Source organism: Halorubrum salinarum (assembly GCF_013267195.1).
Lineage (GTDB): Archaea > Halobacteriota > Halobacteria > Halobacteriales > Haloferacaceae > Halorubrum > Halorubrum salinarum.
Genome location: NZ_CP053941.1, coordinates 2431859 through 2451793, shown reverse-complemented (window position 1 = coordinate 2451793; position 19935 = coordinate 2431859). Strand labels below are relative to the sequence as shown.

Annotated in this window: 22 protein-coding genes, 2 tRNA genes and 1 pseudogene; 12 read left to right on the top strand and 13 right to left on the bottom strand. The window is 72.3% G+C overall.

All coding sequences use genetic code 11. The features are described from left to right. Positions 1 to 24: 24 nt before the first annotated feature. From HPS36_RS12550 to HPS36_RS12535, 4 genes are all read right to left on the bottom strand, one after another. Positions 25 to 774 (bottom strand): hypothetical protein, encoded by a 750-nt coding sequence (locus tag HPS36_RS12550; protein ID WP_173230403.1) that lies wholly within the window; start codon positions 772 to 774, stop codon positions 25 to 27. Between the two features lie 33 nt (positions 775 to 807). Beyond that, entirely contained in the window at positions 808 to 1512 is a 705-nt protein-coding gene (locus HPS36_RS12545; RefSeq protein WP_173230402.1) for a thermonuclease family protein, read from the bottom strand. A 64-nt stretch (positions 1513 to 1576) separates the two neighbouring features. After that, positions 1577 to 2233: a class I SAM-dependent methyltransferase gene (locus tag HPS36_RS12540; RefSeq protein WP_173230401.1), complete on the bottom strand. Its 657-nt coding sequence runs from the start codon at positions 2231 to 2233 to the stop codon at positions 1577 to 1579. Between the two features lie 222 nt (positions 2234 to 2455). Continuing rightward, positions 2456 to 2529 (bottom strand) — tRNA-Tyr (locus tag HPS36_RS12535). 163 nt (positions 2530 to 2692) lie between these two features. Here HPS36_RS12535 and HPS36_RS12530 point away from each other — a divergent pair. Beyond that, on the top strand, positions 2693 to 3571 hold the full coding sequence (locus HPS36_RS12530; RefSeq protein WP_173230400.1) for a hypothetical protein: 879 nt from the start codon (positions 2693 to 2695) through the stop codon (positions 3569 to 3571). 111 nt (positions 3572 to 3682) lie between these two features. Further along, positions 3683 to 4273 (top strand): NAD(P)/FAD-dependent oxidoreductase, encoded by a 591-nt coding sequence (locus tag HPS36_RS12525; RefSeq protein WP_137716045.1) that lies wholly within the window; start codon positions 3683 to 3685, stop codon positions 4271 to 4273. Positions 4274 to 4321: 48 nt separating this feature from the next. Here HPS36_RS12525 and HPS36_RS12520 read toward each other — a convergent pair whose 3' ends face one another. Continuing rightward, on the bottom strand, positions 4322 to 5947 hold the full coding sequence (locus HPS36_RS12520; RefSeq protein WP_173230399.1) for a succinic semialdehyde dehydrogenase: 1626 nt from the start codon (positions 5945 to 5947) through the stop codon (positions 4322 to 4324). 75 nt (positions 5948 to 6022) lie between these two features. Next, on the bottom strand, positions 6023 to 7105 hold the full coding sequence (locus tag HPS36_RS12515) for an AI-2E family transporter (RefSeq protein ID WP_235681706.1): 1083 nt from the start codon (positions 7103 to 7105) through the stop codon (positions 6023 to 6025). Between the two features lie 114 nt (positions 7106 to 7219). Here HPS36_RS12515 and HPS36_RS12510 point away from each other — a divergent pair, with 114 nt between their 5' ends. After that, positions 7220 to 8374 (top strand): aminotransferase class I/II-fold pyridoxal phosphate-dependent enzyme, encoded by a 1155-nt coding sequence (locus HPS36_RS12510; protein ID WP_173230398.1) that lies wholly within the window; start codon positions 7220 to 7222, stop codon positions 8372 to 8374. Next, on the top strand, positions 8374 to 8658 hold the full coding sequence (locus HPS36_RS12505) for a hypothetical protein (RefSeq protein ID WP_173230397.1): 285 nt from the start codon (positions 8374 to 8376) through the stop codon (positions 8656 to 8658). Before HPS36_RS12510 ends, HPS36_RS12505 begins: the two co-directional genes overlap by 1 nt. Before the next feature lie 27 nt (positions 8659 to 8685). On the opposite strand, the gene HPS36_RS12500 is transcribed toward HPS36_RS12505, so the two are convergent. Beyond that, positions 8686 to 9387, bottom strand: a complete 702-nt coding sequence (locus tag HPS36_RS12500) for a hypothetical protein (RefSeq protein WP_235681705.1) — start codon at positions 9385 to 9387, stop codon at positions 8686 to 8688. Positions 9388 to 9564: 177 nt separating this feature from the next. On the opposite strand from HPS36_RS12500, the gene HPS36_RS12495 reads away from it, so the two are divergent. Both HPS36_RS12495 and speB read left to right on the top strand, forming a co-directional pair. Next, complete coding sequence (locus HPS36_RS12495; RefSeq protein WP_017344606.1) at positions 9565 to 9942, top strand: translation initiation factor IF-5A; 378 nt, start codon at positions 9565 to 9567, stop codon at positions 9940 to 9942. A gap of 5 nt (positions 9943 to 9947) precedes the next feature. Next, positions 9948 to 10790: an agmatinase gene (gene speB / locus HPS36_RS12490; RefSeq protein WP_173230395.1), complete on the top strand. Its 843-nt coding sequence runs from the start codon at positions 9948 to 9950 to the stop codon at positions 10788 to 10790. A gap of 23 nt (positions 10791 to 10813) precedes the next feature. Here speB and HPS36_RS12485 read toward each other — a convergent pair whose 3' ends face one another. Next, entirely contained in the window at positions 10814 to 11065 is a 252-nt protein-coding gene (locus tag HPS36_RS12485) for a SelT/SelW/SelH family protein (protein ID WP_053772633.1), read from the bottom strand. Between the two features lie 96 nt (positions 11066 to 11161). Continuing rightward, positions 11162 to 12787, bottom strand: coding sequence for an amidohydrolase (locus HPS36_RS12480; RefSeq protein ID WP_173230394.1), 1626 nt, complete (start codon positions 12785 to 12787; stop codon positions 11162 to 11164). A 130-nt stretch (positions 12788 to 12917) separates the two neighbouring features. Here HPS36_RS12480 and HPS36_RS12475 point away from each other — a divergent pair, with 130 nt between their 5' ends. After that, on the top strand, positions 12918 to 13367 hold the full coding sequence (locus HPS36_RS12475) for a universal stress protein (RefSeq protein ID WP_121564175.1): 450 nt from the start codon (positions 12918 to 12920) through the stop codon (positions 13365 to 13367). Between the two features lie 51 nt (positions 13368 to 13418). Here HPS36_RS12475 and HPS36_RS12470 read toward each other — a convergent pair. Then, positions 13419 to 14170 (bottom strand): annotated as a pseudogene (locus HPS36_RS12470) (alpha/beta hydrolase). A gap of 250 nt (positions 14171 to 14420) precedes the next feature. On the opposite strand from HPS36_RS12470, the gene HPS36_RS12465 reads away from it, so the two are divergent. Next, positions 14421 to 15803: a DEAD/DEAH box helicase family protein gene (locus tag HPS36_RS12465; RefSeq protein ID WP_173230393.1), complete on the top strand. Its 1383-nt coding sequence runs from the start codon at positions 14421 to 14423 to the stop codon at positions 15801 to 15803. Positions 15804 to 16167: 364 nt separating this feature from the next. On the opposite strand, the gene udk is transcribed toward HPS36_RS12465, so the two are convergent. Next, complete coding sequence (gene udk, locus HPS36_RS12460; protein ID WP_121564167.1) at positions 16168 to 16866, bottom strand: uridine kinase; 699 nt, start codon at positions 16864 to 16866, stop codon at positions 16168 to 16170. A 200-nt stretch (positions 16867 to 17066) separates the two neighbouring features. Between udk and HPS36_RS12455 the strand changes: the two genes are divergently transcribed. From HPS36_RS12455 to HPS36_RS12440, 4 genes are all read left to right on the top strand, one after another. Continuing rightward, entirely contained in the window at positions 17067 to 17789 is a 723-nt protein-coding gene (locus tag HPS36_RS12455; protein WP_173230392.1) for a CBS domain-containing protein, read from the top strand. Positions 17790 to 17855: 66 nt separating this feature from the next. Then, positions 17856 to 18443: a GNAT family N-acetyltransferase gene (locus HPS36_RS12450; protein ID WP_173230391.1), complete on the top strand. Its 588-nt coding sequence runs from the start codon at positions 17856 to 17858 to the stop codon at positions 18441 to 18443. A gap of 61 nt (positions 18444 to 18504) precedes the next feature. Then, positions 18505 to 18578: transfer RNA gene (locus HPS36_RS12445), tRNA-Thr, on the top strand. A gap of 60 nt (positions 18579 to 18638) precedes the next feature. Further along, positions 18639 to 18842 (top strand): hypothetical protein, encoded by a 204-nt coding sequence (locus HPS36_RS12440; protein ID WP_053772641.1) that lies wholly within the window; start codon positions 18639 to 18641, stop codon positions 18840 to 18842. A gap of 40 nt (positions 18843 to 18882) precedes the next feature. Here the strand turns inward: HPS36_RS12440 and HPS36_RS12435 are convergent, their stop codons facing one another. Next, the gene (locus HPS36_RS12435) at positions 18883 to 19302 is read right to left on the bottom strand and encodes a universal stress protein (RefSeq protein WP_173230390.1); all 420 of its coding nucleotides are present in this window, start codon (positions 19300 to 19302) and stop codon (positions 18883 to 18885) included. A 72-nt stretch (positions 19303 to 19374) separates the two neighbouring features. After that, positions 19375 to 19887 (bottom strand): CinA family protein, encoded by a 513-nt coding sequence (locus HPS36_RS12430; RefSeq protein ID WP_173230389.1) that lies wholly within the window; start codon positions 19885 to 19887, stop codon positions 19375 to 19377. Positions 19888 to 19935: the final 48 nt, after the last annotated feature.

Here is a 19935-nt window from a genome sequence, read left to right as displayed (position 1 = left end):
GCCGGTCAGAAACAGTGCTGCCGGCTACCGCCCCGGCGAGCGCTGTCGACACCGCCGCGACGTGATCCCCTCCTTCGAGCGGAACCGGCAGCCGCAGTCGGTACAGCGCACGAACGGCTCGCCGGGTTCGGTTTCGAGGCGGTGCTCGCCCACCTCGAAGGGGCGGGTGACGGTCCGGGGGCGGATCCGGTCGGGGATCGGCGTCGCCGCCGACTCGCTCAGCGCGGCCCGCACGGCGATGGTGTCGACGTCGACTCCGTCCCACCGCGGCGCTTCGAGCGCGGCCTCGCGGTCCGCGACCTCGGTCCAGCCGGTGACGACGACCGGTGAGTTCGTCTCGGTGTCGCTCACGACCACGACGAAGCGGACGCCCCCCTCGACGAGGGCGAACCGCCAGCCGTCGGTGCTGTTCCACCGCAGTTGTCCCTCCCGGATCGCGTCGCTCACGGTGCGCGTCGAGACGTACCGACCGGGCTGTTCGAGCCGCTCGTGGAAGTGGTCGGTGAGCGCGTAGAGGGAGGGGTCCCGGACCGGCGGGTCCTCCGGCGTCCGGGCGGCGGCCTCCCCGCCGTGCGGCGGGTCGACCGACCGATAGTCCGCGGACCGATCGGTTCGCCCGGCCCGAGCGCGGCGGCGCGCCGGCGACTCCGGCGGGGACCGGGGCCGCGCGTCTGCCTGCCGGCTCGCGGCGGCGGTCGTGGAAGCGGTCCGACGCTCCGTCGATCCGGGCCCGAGGGGCTCCGCGTCCCCCGACCCGCCCTGTCGGGATGCCACTACACCACCGTACCGAGCGCGCTCTTAAGTGTGTTACGCCGACACAGGGGCCGCGGTCGCGCCGGCCTCGAACCGGAGGAGCGTCCAGGGGTCCGCGCCGTGGACCTCGCTCGTCTCCGCCGAGGAATCGCCCTCGTCGAACGCCCAGAGGCCGACGCCGCGCTCCCTCGCGTCCGCCTCGGCGGCCGCGTACGCGTCGCGTTTCGCGAACTCGGTGTCGTAGAGCCGCGCGTACCCCTCCGTCAGCAGGCGCTCGTTGAAGTCCTCGCCGTCGACGTACAGCACCGCGAGCAGGCGACCGTACCCCCCGCGGCGGTCGCCGCCGGTCACGACCGTAACCGTCTCGCCGGCGAGTTCCGACTCCGCGAACGCCGACGCCTCGCCGCCCCACGTTGCGAGGTGCCCGCGACCGGCGTCGGTGTCCGGAATCCCCTCGAATTCGCCAGGCGCAGTCGACCCGGCGCTCGTCTCGGGCGTGTCGACGCCGAGGAGCCGGACGGTGTCGACCTCGCCGTTCGGGAACTCGACCTCCATCGTGTCGCCGTCGACGACGCGCACGACGGTGCCCGTCCACGCCGTGTCGGCCGGGTCGTCGGGGTCGACGCCGTCCGGATTGGCGGGCGGGCTGTCGAGGGCGGTGGGCTGCGAGCCGGAGCCCGTGTCCGGGACCGGCGCGCCGGCGCAACCGGGCAGAACGAGGAGAACGACGACGGCGATCGACTGCCAACCAACGCTCATACGCAGTCGTCGCCGGGCGTCGACAAAAGTCGGGCGGTGACGGCGCCGTCCCGTGTCGCCGGGCTCAGCCCTCGGGCTTGTTCACGATCACGCAGGGGTTCACCCGACCGATCGAGCGCCAGTCGTCCTCGTCGACCGCCTTCCAGAAGCTGCGGGGCCTCCGGGAGAGGGTGGCCTCGATGTCCTCGTACGTGAGGAGGTTCTCGCCGTCGAGCACGAGTTCGAACCGCTCGGGGTCGGTATCCGGGTCCTCCCGGTACATTCGCATGGTGTGCCGGTTCGGGTAGTTGAACACCAGGTGTCCGCCGGGCGCGACGCGAGAGTACAGCGCGTCGAGGGCAGACCGGACGTCCGCGACGTAATGGAGCGTCGCGATACATGTGACGCAGTCGAACCGGCGGTCGACGTCCAACGCCGGGAGCCGCGCCGTCTCGAAGCGCAGGCCGTCGACCTCGCGCTCGGCGGCGATCGTTCGGTTCCGCCGAACGACTGACTCGGCCGCGTCGTATCCGTAGAGGTCGGCGTCGGGGTGGCGGTCGGCGGCCTCGAACAGCATGAACGCCGGCCCGCAGCCGACGTCGGCCAGCGACCCAGGGAAGCCGTCGAAGAACCGCTCCAGGCGGTCGACGGTTCGCTCGCCGGCGGCACGCATCTCGTCTAACCCGTCTCGGTCCGTCGCCTCCCAGTGGTCGTCCCAGTCGATCGTCGACGGAAACGACATCCTCGCAGAGACTGTACGTCGTGACCGAAGTCAAGCCTTCGGCGATTCGAGCGCCGCGAAAATCCCGGAGGCCGCGTCTCTCCGGGGACTGTCTTAGTCCGCCCTCCTCGAATTGATACGCGCGAGTCTCGCTGCGGTCACCCCGCTGTTCCCCGCTCGCTTCGCTCGCGGGGACGGAATCGAGCCGAACCACGTTCGGCTACGAATCGACTGGAAAACGAGTCCGCCCTCCCCGAATTGAACGGGGGACAAGTCGATCTACAGTCGACTGCTCTACCAGGCTGAGCTAAGGGCGGTTACCGAAACATAACCGCCGGATTCGACTTAAGAGTTCCCTTTCAGCGCAGGTGTGATCCGCCGTACCGCGGCCCGGATCGACCGACGCGAACGGCCGCCGGGACCGCGCTCCCGGCGCGCTCACCGCGCGGCAGTTAAGTCGCTCGCGGCGGGAGCGAGGGCATGGCCGACGGCGACGACAGACAGGCGACGTTCGGGTCGGACGGGAGCCTCGAGACCGAGACGACGCCGGACGCGACGGGCGAGAACGACTTCGGCGAGGAGAAGGAGCCGAACGAGACGGACGGGGGGTACAGCCGGTACGTCGTCTCCAGCCTCCTCCAGAAGGCGGTCCGGCGCTCGGACGAGGAGGTCGCGGCGTGGGCGGCCTGGGAGTTGGCCCGCTCCGGGTACGCCTGGAACCTCTGGGACCGCCTCAACCTCTACGTCGTCGAGGACCTCCGGGCGGGCGACGAGGTCGCGCTCCTGATCGACCGTTACGAGGAACTCGCCACCGAGCGCTGGGAGCCGGACGCGTGGAAGGGGCGCCTCTGTGCGATTCACGCCGCGCTCGCGGCCGCCCGCGCCCGCTCGACCCGGGAGGCGTCGAACGCGGACGCCTACTTCTCCGCCGTCGCCGAGGTCCGCGCCGAGGCCCGCGAGCGCGGCGAGGAGCCGGCCCACGACTTCCCCGTCGGCGACCTCGAACCGGAGGGCGAGTTCGACGCGGTCTTCGACGGTCACACGGGCGAGGGGTCGAAGCGGGGGCGCGGCACGCGCTTCTTCAAGACCCACGGCGCCCGCGTCGGGCCGGAGGGCGAGGACGACCAGAGCGCGCGCTGGCAGCGCCTCGCGATGATCCTCGACGAGGACACGGAGTACGACGCCGACGAACTCGACCGCGCCGTCGAACCGGTCGACCCGGACGACCCGTGGGGTGTGCCCGGCGGGGAGAGCGAGGGAGCGGACGACAGCCGGGAGGGCGACCGAGACGACGGCCGGGAGGGCGACGACGGTGATGACGACGCTCCCGACGGTTCGCTCGGTGATTTCGGGGCGTAAGTCGCCGAATCCAACGCCGGCGCGTCGACGCCGCGACCGGTCCGTTTCGGCCCGCCGCGTCGATCCCCGCTTCCGTCAACCCTTATGCCCGGGCGCGGTGAAATGGCGACCATGTCAGATGTCGTAATCGTCGGCGGCGGCCCCGCCGGACTGAGCGCCGGACTGTTCGCGAGCAAGAACGGCCTCGACACCGTCCTCTTCGACACGGACGGGACGTGGATGCACAAGGCGCACCTGTTCAACTACCTCGGCGTGGGCTCGGTCGGCGGCAGCGAGTTCATGGCGACCGCGCGCCAGCAGGTCGACGACTTCGGCGTCGACCGCCACCAGGGCGAGGAGGTCACCGGCGTCGAGTCGACCGACGACGGCTTCGCCGTGACGACCGAGGAGGACGAGTACGAGGCCGACTACGTCGTCCTCGCGACGGGCGCGAACCGCGACCTCGCGGAGGAGCTGGGCTGCGAGTTCGACGACGACGACACCGTCAGCGTCGGCGTCTCGATGGAGACCAGCGTCGAGGGCGCCTACGCGACGGGGGCGATGGCCCGCGCCGAGGAGTGGCAGGCGGTCATCTCCGCGGGCGACGGCGCGGCCGCCGCGCTCAACATCCTCTCGAACGAGAAGGGCGAGCACTACCACGACTTCGACGTGCCGGACACCGCGGCCTCCGTGTTCGGCGACCTGATCGACGACGGGGAGTGAGGCGGCGGCCGGCGCCTCGGGCCCGGGTCGCCGGCTCGATTCGCTCCGTCAGCGGCGCGAGAAGCGCCGTCTGACCGCGTCGACCGCGCGGCTCACTCGCCGCCCGACCTCCATCGCCGCGAACGCGCCGCGGACGAACCAGTCGGTCGGGACCCGCTCCGGGAACGTCAGCGGGCCGACCCGCGAGACGCCCACCGTCCGCGTCTCCGTGTATCGCCGGATCCCCTCCGGCCCGTGTCGACGGCCGAGCCCGGAGTCGCCGAACCCGCCCATCGGCGCGTCGACCGCGCCCCACGTGGCGAGGAACGCGTCGTTGACGTTCACCGTGCCGCAGTCGATCTCCCGGGCGATCTCGGCGCCGCGCTCGCGGTCCCCGGTCCAGACGCTCGCGTTGAGCCCGTAGTGAGAGTCGTTCGCGGCCGCTATCGCCGCGTCGGCGTCCGGGACCGGCGTCACCGCGGCGACGGGCCCGAACGTCTCCTCGCAGGCGACGGTCGCGTCGGGCTCGACGCCGGTCAGGACGGTGGGCTCGTAGCAGTAGGGCCCGACGTCCGGCCGCGCGCGGCCGCCGGTCTCGACGGTGGCGCCGCGCTCGCGGGCGTCCTCGACGTGCGACTCGACCCGGGCCAGCTGGTCGTCGTCGACGAGCGACCCGAGGTCGGCGTCGTAGTCGTACCCCGTCCCGAGCGTCACCGCCTCCGTCTCGCGGACGAACGCGTCAAGGAAGGCGTCGTACGCGGACTCGACGACGTAGATCCGCTCGGCGGAGAGGCAGAGCTGGCCCGCGTTCGAGAAGCAGGCCTGGACCGCGCCGCGGGCCGCCTCGTCGACGTCGGCGTCGCCGAGGACGACGAGCGGGTTGTTGCCGCCGAGCTCCAGCGAGCAGCCGATCAGGTTCCGGCCCGCGCGCTCCGCGATCGTCCGCCCGACAGACGTGCTGCCGGTGAACGCGACGTAGTCGACCGCGTCGATCAGCGGCGGCCCGACCTCCGGCCCCTCGCCGGTGACCACCTGGAACAGGTCCGCCGGGAGGCCGGCGACCTCCAGCAGCTCCGAGAGCAGCAGGGCCCCGAACGGCGTCTTTTCGTCGGGCTTGAGCACGACCGCGTTGCCGGCGGCCAAGGCGGGGATCGCGTCCGCCATCGAGAGGGTGAGCGGGTAGTTCCACGGCGAGATGACCCCGACGACGCCGACCGGCTCGCGGGTAACCGTCGCGGTCGTGATCCCGGGCGCGACCCCCCGCCGGCGCTCCTCGGCGAGCGCGTCCGGCACCTCGCTCGCGACGTACGCGCAGCCGGTCGGCACGTCGAACAGCTCCTCGACGGCGGTGCGCCGGGACTTCCCCGTCTCCAACTGGAGCAGGTCGAGCAGCTCCTCGCGGCGGTCCGCGACGAGGTCGCCGAACCGGTCGACGACCCGGGCGCGCTCCGCCGCGGGCGTCTCGGCCCACTCGGCCTGCGCGTCCCCCGCGCGGTCGACGGCGGCCGCCACGTCGTCCGCGTCGCAGGCTGGCACGCGCCCGATCCGCTCGCCGGTCGCCGGGGCGAACACGTCGATGGCGTCGTCGCCGTCCGCCGGCCGCGAGCGGGCCACGCGCTCGGGGAGGTCGTCGAGGCGTCGCGCAGCGAGCGTCGGGGCGTCACCGACCGCGGTGGGGAGATCCGTCGGGGGCATCGGATACCGTGATGACGGTCGGCGGAGGGAAAGCGGTACCGGCGGCGGAGAGGAGGGTCGTGGATCGGGCGCCGGTCAGTCCGACGAGTCCTCGCGCCCCTCGACGGAAGGGGCCTCGGGCGCGGCGGACCCGGATTCGTGAGCGACGGAGCCGGGTTCGTGCGCGGCGGACCCCGACTCGGCGCCGTGTTCGGTGAGCATGTCGATCACCTCGAGCAGCAGCGAGACGACGAGGGGGCCGACGATGACCCCGACCGCGCCGAGCGTGAGGATGCCGCCGACGAACCCGACGAAGTACAGCCCCGGCGATATCTTCCCGGTCCACCCGGCGAGCCGCGTCCGGATCACCGCGTCGGGGACGAAGGCGACGACGACGAGGCCGATCACCAGCACGGCGATCGCTCGCCCGGGCTGGCCGACGAGGACGTCGCCGGCGCCGAGGGCGACGATGAGGACGCTCGGTCCGACGACTGGGATGAACTGGAGGACGCCGGCGATCACGGCCAACAGGACCGGCGAGCCGTAGCCGAGGACGCGGAACACCACGAGCGCGAGGACGAACGTTCCGGCCGCGGTCGCCGCCTGAAGGACGTATATCGAGTACAGCGTCCGCCGGGTCCGCTCGTGGAGCCGAGTCGGGATGTCGTGGTACTCGGGAGGTAAGACGCCGAAGACGGCGGTGCCGACCGCTCCCGGCCGGTAGAGGATGCCGTACACGAGGAAGGTGAACACGACGAGTTCCAAGACGAGCACGGGCGCCGCGCCCGCGAGCGCGAGCGCGATGTCCCGCACGAACCCCTCGGCGGCCGCGACGAACGGCGCGATGTCGACGACCGTCTCGAACCCGCCGACGCTGATCGGGACGGCGTCCGGGATCCGTTCGAGGAGGTCGATCAGCTGCGACCGCCGGCGGTAGAGAGCGTACAGGAGCGGCGCCACGAGGAGCACGGCGCCGGCGAACGCGACCGCGGTGGCGGCGGCGCACGCGATCCGGCGCGAGAGCCCGCGACCGACGAGCCGCTGTCGGAGGGGGTAGAGGACGTACGCGACGGTGACCGCGAACACGACCGTTCGCAGCACCTCCGCCAGCACGGCCGCCGCGAGCGTCGCGAGCGCGACGAGCAGCGCGCCCAACAGCCGCTGCCGGTTGAGAACCATGTCGCCCTGTCGCGATCGGCGAGGAAAGTCGTTGCGGTGATCGCGGCCCGCATCGGAGCGAGGGCGGGCACCCGAGACCACAGCACCTAACCTCGCGCCTCCCCGAGTACGCCCATGCGCATCGACCCGTTCGGCCTCGAACGCTGGTTCGCGGAGCACGAACACGAGGCCGACATCATGCTGGCCGAAAGCGGCATCCGGTCGCTCGACGCGAGTCGGTTCGACCTCGACCCGGGGAAGCTCGGCTACGTCATCCCGACGAACGGCGACCCCGAGTTCCGGGCGTCCGTCGGCGACCGCTACGACCGGTCCGCCGACGAGGTCCTCTTCACGTGCGGTACCCAGGAGGCGAACTTCCTGACGTTCCTCTCGCTGCTCGGCGACGAGGCCGCCGTCGACGGGGAGGGCGGGGAGACCGGCGTCGGCTCCGGCACCCACGCCGTCGTTGTCACCCCCACCTATCAGGCGCTCCACGCCGTCCCCGACGCCTTCGGCGAGGTGACGCGCGTCGAGCTGGAGCCGCCCGAGTGGGAGCTGGACCCCGACGCGGTCGCCGACGCGGCCCGCGACGACACCGCCGTGATCGTCGTGAACAACCCGAACAACCCGACCGGGCAGTACCACGACGAGGCGGCGATGCGGGCGGTGTACGACGTGGCGGTCGAGCGCGACGCCTACCTGCTCTGCGACGAGGTGTACCGCCTGCTCGCCGAGGACCCGCAGCCGCCGGTCGCGAGCTACGGCGCGCACGGGATCTCGACCACGAGCCTCACGAAGGCGTACGGGCTCGCCGGGCTGCGGTTCGGCTGGGTCGCCGGCCCGGAGCCCGTCGTCGAGCGCGCGTGGCAGTGGAAGGACTACACGACCATCTCGCCGAGCCTGTTCGGCCAACACGTCGCGAAGCAGGCGCTCGGCGCGCGCGAGGACCGCATCCTGGCCGAGAACCGCGAGCTGGCGGCGGACCACCGCGACCGCGTCGCGAACTGGGTCGACGAGCACGGCCTCGACTGGCTCGATCCGGTCGGCGTCAACGCGTTCGTGACGGTCCCCGGCGGCTTCGACGACGCGGAGGCGTTCTGCCGGACGGTCGTCGAGGAGGCGAGCGTCGTCCTCGCGCCCGGGAACCTGTTCGGCTTCCCGGGCCGGTTCCGGATCGGGTTCGGGCTGCCGACCGAGGAGCTGGAAGACGGGCTCGACCGCGTGAGCCGCGTGATCGAGGAGCACGCGGCGGCGTCCGACGCGGCCGCGACGAGCGGGGGTGACGCCTGATGGGCCTGCTCGGCGACCTCAAGGACGACGTGGTCGAGTTCGTCCGCGACCCGACCGACGAGCAGAAGATCCTGGTGACCGCGGCCGTCGCCATCGCGATCGCCGACCGCGCGCTCTACTTCGTCGACTTCCCGTTCGTCGTGCGGACGACGGCCGCGGTCGGCGTCGGTTTCATCGTCATGTTCCTCGTCAGCTACCTGTACACGGGGCAGCTCGTCCCGCCGGACGGGAACGTGGACGACGACGAGGAGCCGGAGGAGTACGTCGACGAACTCGACCCGTAGACCGCTTTTTTCCGCGATCGGGGCACCCTACGTCGCCGCGGCCGACGCCGCCGCCGCGCCGCCGGCCGCGGCCGCCCCGCTCCCGTTCGCGTAGTTCACCGCGTCGCCCCAGTCGACCGGGGGAACGCCGGGGTCGCCGTCGTCGCCGGCCTCGACGTCGCTCCGGAGGTCGCGGTGGTCGTAGTCCGGGTCGCGGAGCCGCTCCGCGAGGCCGGGCGTCACGGCGACGCGTTTCACCGTCCGGCCGACGTCGCCGATCGACCCGTCGTCGAGGCCGAACTCCACGTCGTACCCGCGCACGTGGGCGTCGTCGAACTCGTCGTGGAGCGCCGCCGCGGCGCGGGCGGCGTGGCGGTAGACGCCGTCTTTCCCGGGATCGGCCGTCGCGAGCGGGACCCTGACCACGGGGACGTACACCGGGTCGCCGTCGTCGTGTTCGGCGACCTCGTGGAGCCCGGTGGACGAGGGAACGCCGGCGTCCTCGCGGACCGGCGCGTCGGTCGGGGAGGGGAGGTCGTTGCCGAGCGCGTCGGCGACGCGGTCAACACGGTCGTCGCCCGAGCGGTATACCAACACGATGATGCCGCCGAGGATCATGAGACCGCCGCCCACGAACGCGCCGGCGAGGGCGAGCCTCCCGGCGGTCAGCGGGAGCGCGGCCGGGACGCCGGACGGGGCGGCGCCGAGCGCGGCGACCGGAATCGAGGCATCGAGCGGAGGGGAAGCCATCGGAGACACGACCGACGATCCCGGCGGATCCGGTTTGAGTGTTTCCCCGAAAAGGGTCCGTCGCGCCCGGCGCCCGGTCCCGGCGCTCCGCACCGTGAGGGCGCGAAGACGCCGCTCCGACGGGCGTCCCGGCGGCGTTCCAAACCGTTTATACCCGCCCCGCGGGAATTGGCGTTCATGCCGCGAGAGCAGAAGCAGGTTCGCGAACTCCAGGAGGGCAGCTACGTGATGATGGACGACGCGCCCTGTAAGATCAACCACTACAGCACCGCCAAACCCGGAAAACACGGCAGCGCGAAGGCACGCGTCGAGGGGAAGGGCGTCTTCGACGACAAGAAGCGCTCGCTCTCGCAGCCGGTCGACGCGAAGGTGTGGGTCCCGATCATCGAGCGCAAGCAGGGGCAGGTCGTCAACGTCAGCGGTGACGAGGTCCAGGTGATGGACTTAGACACCTACGACACGTTCACGATGCGCATCCCCGAGGGCGAGGACTTCACCTCGGACGACAACATCGAGTACCTCGACTACGAGGGCCAACGGAAGATCATCGGGTAGTCGGCATGTTCCCCGGGGCGACGACCGACCGCGAAGCTGCTTCCCACGTGGTCGTCGGCGCTCCGCTCGACGCCACGACCACTTTTCAGCCGGGCGCCCGGTTCGGACCGGACCGGGTCCGGCGATTCGCGGAGACGTACGACGACTACGACCGCCGCACCGACAGCCGATTCTCCGCGCTCGGCGTCCACGACGCCGGCGACGTGCGTCCCTGGGACGACGTGCCGGCGTACCTCGACCACCTCGCCGCCGAACTGCGGAGCGTCGTCTACGACGGCGCCGTCCCCCTCCTCCTCGGCGGCGAGCACACGGTCACCTACGCCGGCGTCGACGCGGTGGAACCTGACACACTCGTCGTCGTCGACGCGCACCTCGACCTCCGCGAGGCGTACGACGGGAACCCGTGGAACCACGCCTGTGTCACCCGCCGCTGTCTCGACGACCTCGGCGTCGACCGCGCGGTGATCGTCGGCGCCCGGACCGGCTCCGAGGCGGAGTGGGACCGCGCGGCCGAGGCCGACGTGGAGGTCGTCGCGCCCGAGGACGCCCGCAAATGGCTCGACGCCCTCGACGGCGACGCCTTCGCGGACGAGTCGGTCTACTGCTCCGTCGACATCGACGGGCTCGACCCGGGGTACGCCCCCGGAACGGGGACGATGGAGCCGTTCGGCTTAGAGCCCCGAGAGGTCCGGGACCTCGTGCGCGCCGTCGCACCGGCCGCCGACGGGTTCGACGTCGTCGAGGTGAACGACCGCGACGACGGGCAGGCGGCGGCGGTCGCGGGCAAGCTGCTCCGTGAGTTCGTCTACGCGCACGGGGCGGCCCGCGACGGCGAGTCGGGCGAGTGACGGGCGAGTGACGGACGGGAGCGTTACGAGACCTCCGAGAGGCGTTTCCGCGCCGCGGTCACCGCCTCCATGGCGTCGATCCACTCGCGGGGATCGGTACACCAGATGCGGTCGCCTTCGACGCTGACACAGAAGACGGACTCTCCGGAGGGAGCGAGCGTGACGCGGTCGACGTCGGGGCGGTCGCCGAGGTACGCGTCGATGAGCCGTCGGGCGGTCTCCGCCTCCGACCGGAGGCGGTTCCCCTCGGCGTACTCGATGGCTATCTCTGCCATGGTGCCGCGTTGGAACTACACGATTAATAACTACTGTTTTCTGGCAGCGATTGCGGGTTTCACGGCCCGTCAGTCGAAACGCTCCTCGCCGCCGCCTCACCGGTCGTCGAACACGACCTCGCCGTCGACGACCGTCAGGGCGACGTCGATGTCGTCGATAGCGTCGGACGCCTCCCACGGCGAGTCGTCGAACGCGACGAGGTCGGCCCGCTTCCCGGGTTCGATCGTCCCGAGTCGGTCCTCGTCGAAGCCGGCGTAGGCGGCGCCGCTGGTGTACGCGCGCAGCGCCTCGGTGACCGTGAGCCGCTGGGCCTCGGCCGGGGCGGTGACCGCGTGGTGGACGCCGACGAGCGGGTCCATCGGCATCCCGTCGGAGCCGAAGGCGAGCTCGACGCCCGCGTCGAGCATGTCGCGGTAGCGGTTCGTCTCGGCGGTGCGCTCGGTGCCCAGCCGCTCCTCGTAGAGGCCGCCCTCGCCCGCCCACTTCAGGAAGTTCGGCTGGACGCTCGCGACGACGCCGGTCTCCGCGAGGCGCTCGATCGCGTCGTCGTCGGCCAGTTCGACGTGTTCGATCCGGTGGCGCGCCTCGCCCGCGTCGGTCCGCGAGGCGTCCTCGTAGGCGTCCAGCACGGCGTCGACCGCCTCGTCGCCGATGGCGTGGGCGGTGAACTGGAGGCCCGCCTCGGTCGCGGCCGCGACCGTCTCGTCCAGTTCCTCGGGGTCGACGACCCACTGCCCGGTCTCGTCGGGGGCGTCCGCGTACGGTGCCGAGAGGCGAGCCGTCCGGCCGCCGAAGCTCCCGTCCGTGTACGACTTGATCGCGCCGGTCTCGACGAACTCGCTCCCGGCGTTCGTGGCGAGGCCGACCTCCCGCACCGCGTCGAGGTGGTCGCTCCAGTAGTTGATCCGGACGCGGGCGGTGAGCTCGCCGGCCGCGTCGAGGTCGCGGTAGACCCGCGGGGCGTGCGAGTCCCGGACCATGTCGTGGAAGCTGGTGATCCCGCGCTCGGCGCACTGGTCGAGCGCGGCCTCGACGACGGCGCGGGTCTCCTCCCGGTCCGGCTCGACCGCCCGGTATATCGGATCGATGGCGGCTTCGAGGAGGACCCCGGTCGGCTCGCCGTCCTCGGTCGGCACCGTCCCGTCGGGCGCGTCGGCGAGCGCGTCCGCGAACCGGTCGAGCGCGACGCCGTTGACCGCCGCGACGTGCATGTCCTCGCGGAACGCCGCGACCGGGCGCTCGGTCGAGACGCGGTCGAGGTCCGCGCGAGTCAGGTAGCGCGACTCGTCCCAGGTCGACTCGTCGTAGCCGTAGCCCAACACCCACTCGCCGGTCCCGCCGCCGTCGCTCGCCACGCCGCTCTCGTCCGCCGCCTCGTCGTCGCTCTCTTCCCGTTCCACTTCCGCCGCGCGCTCCGCGAGCAGGTCGACGGCCGCTCCGGGGGAGTCGGCCGCGGAGAGGTCCGCGTGGACCAGGTACCGCCCCACGGTCGTCAGGTGGGTGTGCGCGTCGACGAACCCGGGGAGGAGCACGCGCCCGCCGAGGTCGACCACGTCGGTGTCGACGCCCGCGAGCAGTTCCACGTCGTGGGTCCGGCCGGTCCTGACGACCGCACCGTCGCGCACGGCGACGGCCTCCGCGACCTCGTCGCCGCCGTCGTCCGGGTCCGCGAGCGTGTGTACCTCCCCGTTCACGAAGATCCGGTCCGCGGCCTCGGTCATGGGCATCCGGGGGGCACACAGCGTGTTAACCGTTCGGGAATCGGTCACCTCGCCGCCGGCCGGGAACCGGCGACCGCGCCGGTCGAGAATCGGCGACCGATTTATTCGCTCGCCCGTCGAACCGTCGCGTATGTACGACAACGTCCTCCTCCCGACCGACGGCAGCGTCGGCGTCGACCGCGCGACCGACCACGCGATAGACGCCGCCGACCGCTACGACGCGACGCTCCACGTCCTCTACGTGGTCGACAGCGACGTGGTGAACGCCTACTCCGGCGACGAGTTCGTCGACGGCGCCGAGGGCGCCGAGGAGACGCTCGAAGAAAGCGGCCGCGAGGCGCTCGACGCGGTCGCGTCCCGCGCGGACGAGGCCGGCGTCGAGACCGTCACCGCCCTCCGGTACGGCGTCCCCCACGAGGAGATCCTCCGGTACGTCGACGAGGCGGACGTGGACCTCACGGTGATGGGGTCGAAGACGCGCTCCGGCGACTACCGACGGATGCTCGGCTCCGTCACCGAGCGCGTCTCCCGGCAGTCGACCGCGCCCGTGAGCATCGTGAAGACGACCGTCGACGCCTGACCGGAGTCGGCGCCCGGGGATCGGGAACGCGACCCTGACCCCGCGGCCGCCTCACAACCGTTCTCGCACGTCCTCGGCGACCGCGGACAGCGCCGCCTCCGCGGTCGGCACGCGGTCGGCGAGGCTACAGAACCCGTGCGCCATCGCCGGGTAGTGGCGGTGCTCGACCGCGGTCCCCTCGCGCCCGAACCGCTCCGCGAGCGCGGCGCCGTCGTCGCGTAGGGGGTCGAACCCGGCGGTGACGACCGTCGCGGGGGGCAGGTCGCCGAGGTGGGCCGCCCGGAGCGGCACCGCGTAGGGGTTCGCGGCGTCGACCGGGCTCCGGAGGTACCGCTCGTAGAACCACCGCATGTCAGCACGGGTGAGCAGGGGGCCGTCGGCGTTCTCCCGGTAGGAGTCCGTCTCGAAGTCGTGGCCGGCGATCGGATAGAGCAGGAATGGCCGGCGGGGGTCGGCGGCTCGTCGAACTCCCCGGCGCGAAGCGACGCGGCGACCGCGAGCGCGCCGCCCGCGCTGGTGCCCGAGACGCCGATCCGATCGGGGTCGACGCCGAGCGCGTCGGCCGTCTCCGCGACCCACGCGACGGCGGCGGCCGCCTCGTCGACCGGCACCGGGAAGGGATGCTCCGGAGCGAGGCGGTAGTCGACGGAGACGACGACGGCGTCGGCGCGGACGGCGAGCTCGCGGCAGATGCCGTCGACCGAGTCGAGCGTCCCGAGCGTCCACCCGCCCCCGTGGAAGTGGACGAGGGCGCGGCTCGGCTCGCCGTCGGCCGCGTCGAGCGCGGTCTCCGGCCGGTACACCCGCACCGGCACCTCGCCGTGCGGGCCGTCGAACGCCAGGTCGCGGACCTCGGCCACGGGCGGCTCGGGCGGCCCGGAGAACAGGTCGTCCTCGAGGTCGCGGGCGGCGGCGACGGAGAGGTCGCTCCACGCGGGCAGGCCCAGCGACTCGATCTCGTCGATCGCCGCGGCGAGGTCCGGGTCGAGTTCGTCCGCGCGCATACCGGGGCGAGGCGGTGGGGCTTTGTAAGTCGGTCGGCAACTCCGGGCGATGGACGTCCGGCTGACCTACGAGGACGGCACGATCCGGGTCGACGCGGACGCCGACCTCGCGCCCGACGCGCTGCCGCCGCTTCCGGGAGTGGAGACCGACCCCCGGACCGGGACCGGCCGGGCGCCCGCGCACCGCTACGCCGAACTCCGGCGGGCGCTCCGGGTGGCCGGCGTCTCGGTCGACGACCGCGTCCTCGACGCGAGCGACCGCGCCGCGAGCGAGGCGGGGCTGCCGGACGCGCTCGCGACGGACTACGACCTCCGTGAGTACCAGCGCGAGGCGTTGGACGCCTGGCACGAGGCGGACGACCGCGGCGTGATCGAACTCCCGACCGGCGCGGGCAAGACCGTGATCGCGATCCGCGCGATGGTCGATCTGGGCGTCCCGACACTCGTCATCGTCCCCACGGTGGACCTGCTCGACCAGTGGCAACGGGAGCTCGAACGCGAGTTCGACGCCCCGATCGGTCGGTTCGGCGGCGGCGAGCAGCGTCGCGAGGCGATCACGGTGTCGACGTACGACTCTGCGTACCTCAAGGCCGACGGCGTCGGCGACGCCTTCGAGTTCGTCGTCTTCGACGAGGTCCACCACCTCGGCGGCGAGGGGTACCGCGACGCCGCGCGCCTGCTCGCGGCGCCCGCGCGGCTCGGCCTCACCGCGACCTTCGAGCGCCCGGACGGCGCCCACGAGGTCGTCGCCGACCTGGTCGGCGACCGCGTCTACGCGCTCGACGTTGACGACCTGGCGGGCGACCACCTCGCGCCCTACGACATCCGGCGGATCGAGGTGGAGCTGACGGCGGAAGAGCGCGAGCGATACGACGAGAGGCAGGGCACCTTCGTCGAGTACGTGCGCGACGCCGGCATCACGTTTTCGAGCGGCAGCGACTACCAGGAGCTCGTCAAGCGCTCGGGCAACGATCCCGCGGCCCGCGAGGCCCTGCTCGCGAAGCAGGACGCCCGCGAGATCATGATGAACGCCGACCGCAAGGTCGAGCGGCTCGGCGAAATCTTAGAGCGCCACCGCGACGACCGCGTCATCGTGTTCACGGCCCACACCGACCTCGTCTACCGCCTCTCCGAGCGCTTCCTCCTGCCCGCGATCACCGCCGAGACGGGCGCGAAGGAGCGCCGCGAAATCCTCGAACGCTTCCGCGACGGCACCTACGGCCGGGTCGTCGCCGCGAACGTCCTCGACGAGGGGGTCGACGTGCCCGACGCCAACGTGGCGGTCCTGCTCTCCGGCTCGGGCAGCGAGCGCGAGTTCACCCAGCGGCTCGGCCGCGTACTCCGTCCGAAGGAGGACGGCGGCCGGGCGACGCTCTACGAGCTGGTCAGCGCCGAGACCGCCGAGGAACGGGTGGCGAGCCGGCGACGTTGATCGAAAGCGGTGGCGCGTGCCTACGAGGCCGCCCCGCGGCCGAGGAGCACGCGCGAGGGAGTCAGTCGCCCGAAGCGAAGCGAGGGCGACTGACGAGGCTGGGGAGGTAGGAGGCACGGTCGCTGTGCGGGGCGGGACTCAAAGGGGCAGCCGCGAGGGCGGCACAGGCGAAGTAAGGACCGCAGGGAGCGAACGAAGTGAGCGACCGAGGACCGCAGCGAGCGTGCGCCGCCCTCGCGGCTGGGGCTTTGGCGGTGTTCGCGGTCGACCCGCCAGCGACCGCCGAAGAATGAACAATTTGGGCTTCGGCGATAGATGCGGTCGTTCCGGCGTCCGCGCTCAGCGACTCCGCGTTCCCAACTGATTAATCGTCGCCGTCGACGTCCAGCGAGCGCTTCTCGCCCAGCTCCTGTTCGAGGCTGCCCCGCTCCCAGCTGCGGACCGCGTCGCCCTCGACCTCGGCGCGGAGCTTCTCCTCTAAGAGGTTCACGGCGACGCTGTTGGCGCCCTCCGGGATGATCACGTCTGCGTGCTTCTTCGAGGGCTCGATGAACTGCTCGTGCATCGGCTTCACCGTCGAGAGGTACTGGTCGATGACGCCCTCCAGGTCGCGGCCGCGCTCGATCACGTCCCGGCGGATGCGGCGCAGGATCCGCACGTCGGCGTCGGTCTCGACGAACAGCCGGAGGTCCATCATGTCGTTTATCTCCTCGTCGTACAGCGCGAGGATGCCCTCCAAGACGATCACGTCGGTCGGCTCGACGGTGACGCGCTCGTCTTTCCGGTTGTGGACCTCGAAGTCGTACTGGGGCATCTCGACGGACTGGCCCTCCAGCAGGGCTTCGAGGTGGTCCCGCAGCAGCTCCCACTCGAACGCCGAGGGGTGGTCGTAGTTGACCTCCTGGCGCTCCTCGAACTCGAGGTGCGAGAGGTCCTCGTAGTAGTTGTCCAGCGGGATCCGGGTGACGCTGTCGCCGAGGTCGCGGGTGACGAGTCGGGAGACCGTCGTCTTCCCGGCGCCCGTCCCGCCCGCGATCCCGATCACGAACGAGGGAATGGCCATATCGCAGTTCGAACGCCGGAGGGTTTGAACGCTCCCTTTCCTCGCGGCGTGCGATCACCGTCACCGCTGCGCACGCACCGGGGGCCGCCGCGCGTCGCACGTCCACCGATCGGCGTGTGAACCGATCGCAAATGTACGACCGGCGCGGATAAAACGCTACCGGGGGCACCTTTTAGCCGGTCGGAGCGGATCCGGGTCGTATGCGAACAGACACCACGGTCCGTGACGTGATGCATCGCGAGTTCCTCGGCGTCAGCGAGTCGGACTCGCTCTCGGAGGCGGCCGCCCTGCTGGTCGACGAGGAGACGAACTGCCTGGTCGTCGTGCGCGGGGGCGAGCCGGTCGGACGCCTGGAGTCCCGCGACGCGCTCGACGCGCTGCTGGACGCGACGACCGGCGGGTCGGACGGCGGTCCGGCCCCCGCCGACCTCACCGTCGGCGACGTGATGGGTCCGCCGCTGCCGGCGGTGGCGCCCGACGACTCGCTGGCGGCGGTCGAGGAGCGCCTCGTCGCGGAGGGGGCGGACCGCGTCGTCGCCGTCGCGGACGGGGAGGCCGTCGGCGTCGTCACGGACGGCGACGCGCTCGCCGCGGGCGCGCCGCGGACGGGCACCGGCACCGAGGCCTTCGGCGAGGAGCCCGCGGCGGGCGAGCCCGGAGCCAACGGGGCGGTGCTGTCGACCGCGCCCGCCGCGGACGCCGGCGCCGAGCGGCGCGCCGAGGCGACGATGGATCCGGAGGCGGCGGAGCGCGCGGCGGTCGCGACGGGGGACGAGACCGCCGACACCGACGGCGGCGCCGACGCGACCGCCGGCGCGAGCGGGGGATCGACGCAGGGCGTCTGCGAGAACTGCGGCGCGCTCGTCCCCGACCTCGTCACCGCGAACGGGCAGGCCGTCTGCCCGAACTGCCGCGAGATCTGAGCCCGCGTCGAGGCGAGCGAGCCGCCAGTCGGCAGCCTCAACACACCGCGAGCCGAAGGCGTGCGCATGTGCGAGTCGGACGCGCGGGTCGAGCCGGCGACCGCCGACGACGTCGACGCCGTCACCGACATGTGGGTCTCGCTCGCGGCCGGGCAGCGAGAGCACGGCGCCACGCTCCGCGCCGAGGCGAACCGCGCGACCGTCCGCGAGTGGGTCGCGCAGTCGGTCGTCACGGGCGAGCTGTTCGTCGCTCGCACTCCGTCCCCCGAAGCGGAGACGGAGGGAGGCGGAGACGGTGACTCCGATCCGGTCGGCTTCGTCGGCTTCTCGCTCGAACGCGGCGACTACGAGCGCGACGCCGTCCGCGGGACCGTCAGCAACCTCTACGTGGTCCCGGAGCGGCGCGGGGAGGGGATCGGCGCGGCGCTACTCGACGCGGCAGAAGCCGAGCTCGCCGAGGCGGGTGCCGAACACGTGGCGCTGGAGGCGCTCGCCGACAACGACCGCGCCCGGGAGTTCTACGCGGCGCGCGGCTACGACCTCCACCGGGTCGAACTGACGAAGTCGCTGGGCGACGCCGAGGCCGAGTCGACCGACTCCGAGGCCGAGTCGCCCGACGCCGAGAGCGGGGATCCACCGAACGAAAGCGGCTGACCCCGGCCGGGTTCGCGGAAAGCGACACGCACTCATAGGAGGACCGAGTACGGCCGCACGCGCCAGGGGAGCATGGGTGGTTCATGCACTCGACTTGTAATCGAGACTTCCGGGGTTCAAATCCCTGCCCTGGCTTCGACCCCGTCGCGACCCTCCGCGGGCACTTCTTAAGTAGCCCCGACGCCCACGTCGGGTATGGACTCGTCGGACCGCGCGCTGCTCGGCGTGGCCGGGATCGTCGGCGCGCTCGTGGTCGCGATCGCGTTCGCGGGCGGCGTCCTCTTCGGCTTCGGGGAGTCGGCCGCGCGCCCGATCCGACTCCTCGCGGTCGAGCCCCTCACGTGGATCGTGATCGCCGCGCTGGTCGTCGCGGTCGTCGGCAACGCGTACATCGACTGACGACGGGCGGGTACGCCGATCGCGGCCGAACCCCGCTGACTCACCGCACGACCGTGACCGGCACCGGCGACCGCTGGAACACCGTTTTCGCCACGTTGCCGACGAACAGGCGTTCGGCCAGCGACCCGCTGTGGGTGCCCAACACGACCACGTCGAACTCCTCCGCGCGGTCGATTATCTGCCGCGCGGGGCGGCCCGCCTCCACGGCCGTCTCGACGGTCGCGTCGTACTCGGCCGCGATCTCCCGCGCCCGTTCGAACACCGGCGCGGCGGCCTCGCGGACCCCGTCCTCGCCGTCGTCCGACAGCGCGATCCCCGCGGCCTGTCCCATCATCGGCGACGCGCCGCCGACCACGGTCAGCACGGTGATCTCGGCGTCGGGGTGGCCGTTGAGCGCGTACCGGAGCGCGCGCTCGGAGAGGTCTGAGCCGTCCATCGCCACGAGTACGCGCTCGATCATGCCGGCAGTACACGCCGTCTCCTGATAAACGCAGGTGGTGACACAGGTCGGGCGGACCGACCGGTCGCATCCTCACCCGTCGACGTCCTCGATGACCCGGACGAGGGCGTCGAGCGCCCGCTCGGCGGCGCCCCGCTTCACCGCGTCGCGGTCGCCGTCGATGACGGCCCGCTCGGTCCGAACGAACGACTCCCCGGTGCCCCACGGCGCGGCGTGCGCGACGCCGAAGTGGACGAGCCCCACCGGTTTCTCGTCGGTCCCGCCCGTCGGTCCGGCGATACCGGTCGTCGCGACCGCCCAGTCCGCGTCCGCCCGGTCGCGGGCGCCCGCCGCCATCTCGCGGACGACCGGCCCGCTCACGGCGCCGTGCGCGTCGAGCGACTCGCGGGAGACGCCGAGCAGCTCGCGCTTGGCGTCGTATGTGTACGTCACGAAGCCGCGGTCGAAGTAGGCGCTCGCGCCCGGGGCGTCCGTCACTCGCGAGCCGACGAGGCCGCCCGTGAGCGACTCCGCGGTCGCGAGCGTCTCGTCGCGGTCGCCGAGGAGCGCGTTCAGGCGCTCGGCGGGGTCCGTCGCGTCGTCCATACGGGCCACTCCGGGCGAGGCGCCCCTGAGGTTTACGCCCCGGCGCGT

Bases quoted from the DNA above. Each gene is read 5' to 3' on its own strand.
- HPS36_RS12485 (WP_053772633.1), bottom strand. From the start codon at position 11,065: ATGGCAGAGATAGCCATCGAGTACGCCGAGGGGAACCGCCTCCGGTCG.
- HPS36_RS12515 (WP_235681706.1), bottom strand. From the start codon at position 7,105: ATGGTTCTCAACCGGCAGCGGCTGTTGGGCGCGCTGCTCGTCGCGCTC.
- HPS36_RS12495 (WP_017344606.1), top strand. From the start codon at position 9,565: ATGCCGCGAGAGCAGAAGCAGGTTCGCGAACTCCAGGAGGGCAGCTAC.
- HPS36_RS12455 (WP_173230392.1), top strand. From the start codon at position 17,067: ATGCGAACAGACACCACGGTCCGTGACGTGATGCATCGCGAGTTCCTC.
- HPS36_RS12520 (WP_173230399.1), bottom strand. From the start codon at position 5,947: ATGCCCCCGACGGATCTCCCCACCGCGGTCGGTGACGCCCCGACGCTC.
- HPS36_RS12505 (WP_173230397.1), top strand. From the start codon at position 8,374: ATGGGCCTGCTCGGCGACCTCAAGGACGACGTGGTCGAGTTCGTCCGC.
- HPS36_RS12510 (WP_173230398.1), top strand. From the start codon at position 7,220: ATGCGCATCGACCCGTTCGGCCTCGAACGCTGGTTCGCGGAGCACGAA.
- speB (WP_173230395.1), top strand. From the start codon at position 9,948: ATGTTCCCCGGGGCGACGACCGACCGCGAAGCTGCTTCCCACGTGGTC.
- HPS36_RS12435 (WP_173230390.1), bottom strand. From the start codon at position 19,302: ATGATCGAGCGCGTACTCGTGGCGATGGACGGCTCAGACCTCTCCGAG.
- HPS36_RS12540 (WP_173230401.1), bottom strand. From the start codon at position 2,233: ATGTCGTTTCCGTCGACGATCGACTGGGACGACCACTGGGAGGCGACG.
- udk (WP_121564167.1), bottom strand. From the start codon at position 16,866: ATGGCCATTCCCTCGTTCGTGATCGGGATCGCGGGCGGGACGGGCGCC.
- HPS36_RS12530 (WP_173230400.1), top strand. From the start codon at position 2,693: ATGGCCGACGGCGACGACAGACAGGCGACGTTCGGGTCGGACGGGAGC.
- HPS36_RS12475 (WP_121564175.1), top strand. From the start codon at position 12,918: ATGTACGACAACGTCCTCCTCCCGACCGACGGCAGCGTCGGCGTCGAC.
- HPS36_RS12430 (WP_173230389.1), bottom strand. From the start codon at position 19,887: ATGGACGACGCGACGGACCCCGCCGAGCGCCTGAACGCGCTCCTCGGC.
- HPS36_RS12500 (WP_235681705.1), bottom strand. From the start codon at position 9,387: ATGGCTTCCCCTCCGCTCGATGCCTCGATTCCGGTCGCCGCGCTCGGC.
- HPS36_RS12480 (WP_173230394.1), bottom strand. From the start codon at position 12,787: ATGACCGAGGCCGCGGACCGGATCTTCGTGAACGGGGAGGTACACACG.
- HPS36_RS12525 (WP_137716045.1), top strand. From the start codon at position 3,683: ATGTCAGATGTCGTAATCGTCGGCGGCGGCCCCGCCGGACTGAGCGCC.
- HPS36_RS12450 (WP_173230391.1), top strand. From the start codon at position 17,856: ATGTGCGAGTCGGACGCGCGGGTCGAGCCGGCGACCGCCGACGACGTC.
- HPS36_RS12440 (WP_053772641.1), top strand. From the start codon at position 18,639: ATGGACTCGTCGGACCGCGCGCTGCTCGGCGTGGCCGGGATCGTCGGC.
- HPS36_RS12545 (WP_173230402.1), bottom strand. From the start codon at position 1,512: ATGAGCGTTGGTTGGCAGTCGATCGCCGTCGTCGTTCTCCTCGTTCTG.
- HPS36_RS12465 (WP_173230393.1), top strand. From the start codon at position 14,421: ATGGACGTCCGGCTGACCTACGAGGACGGCACGATCCGGGTCGACGCG.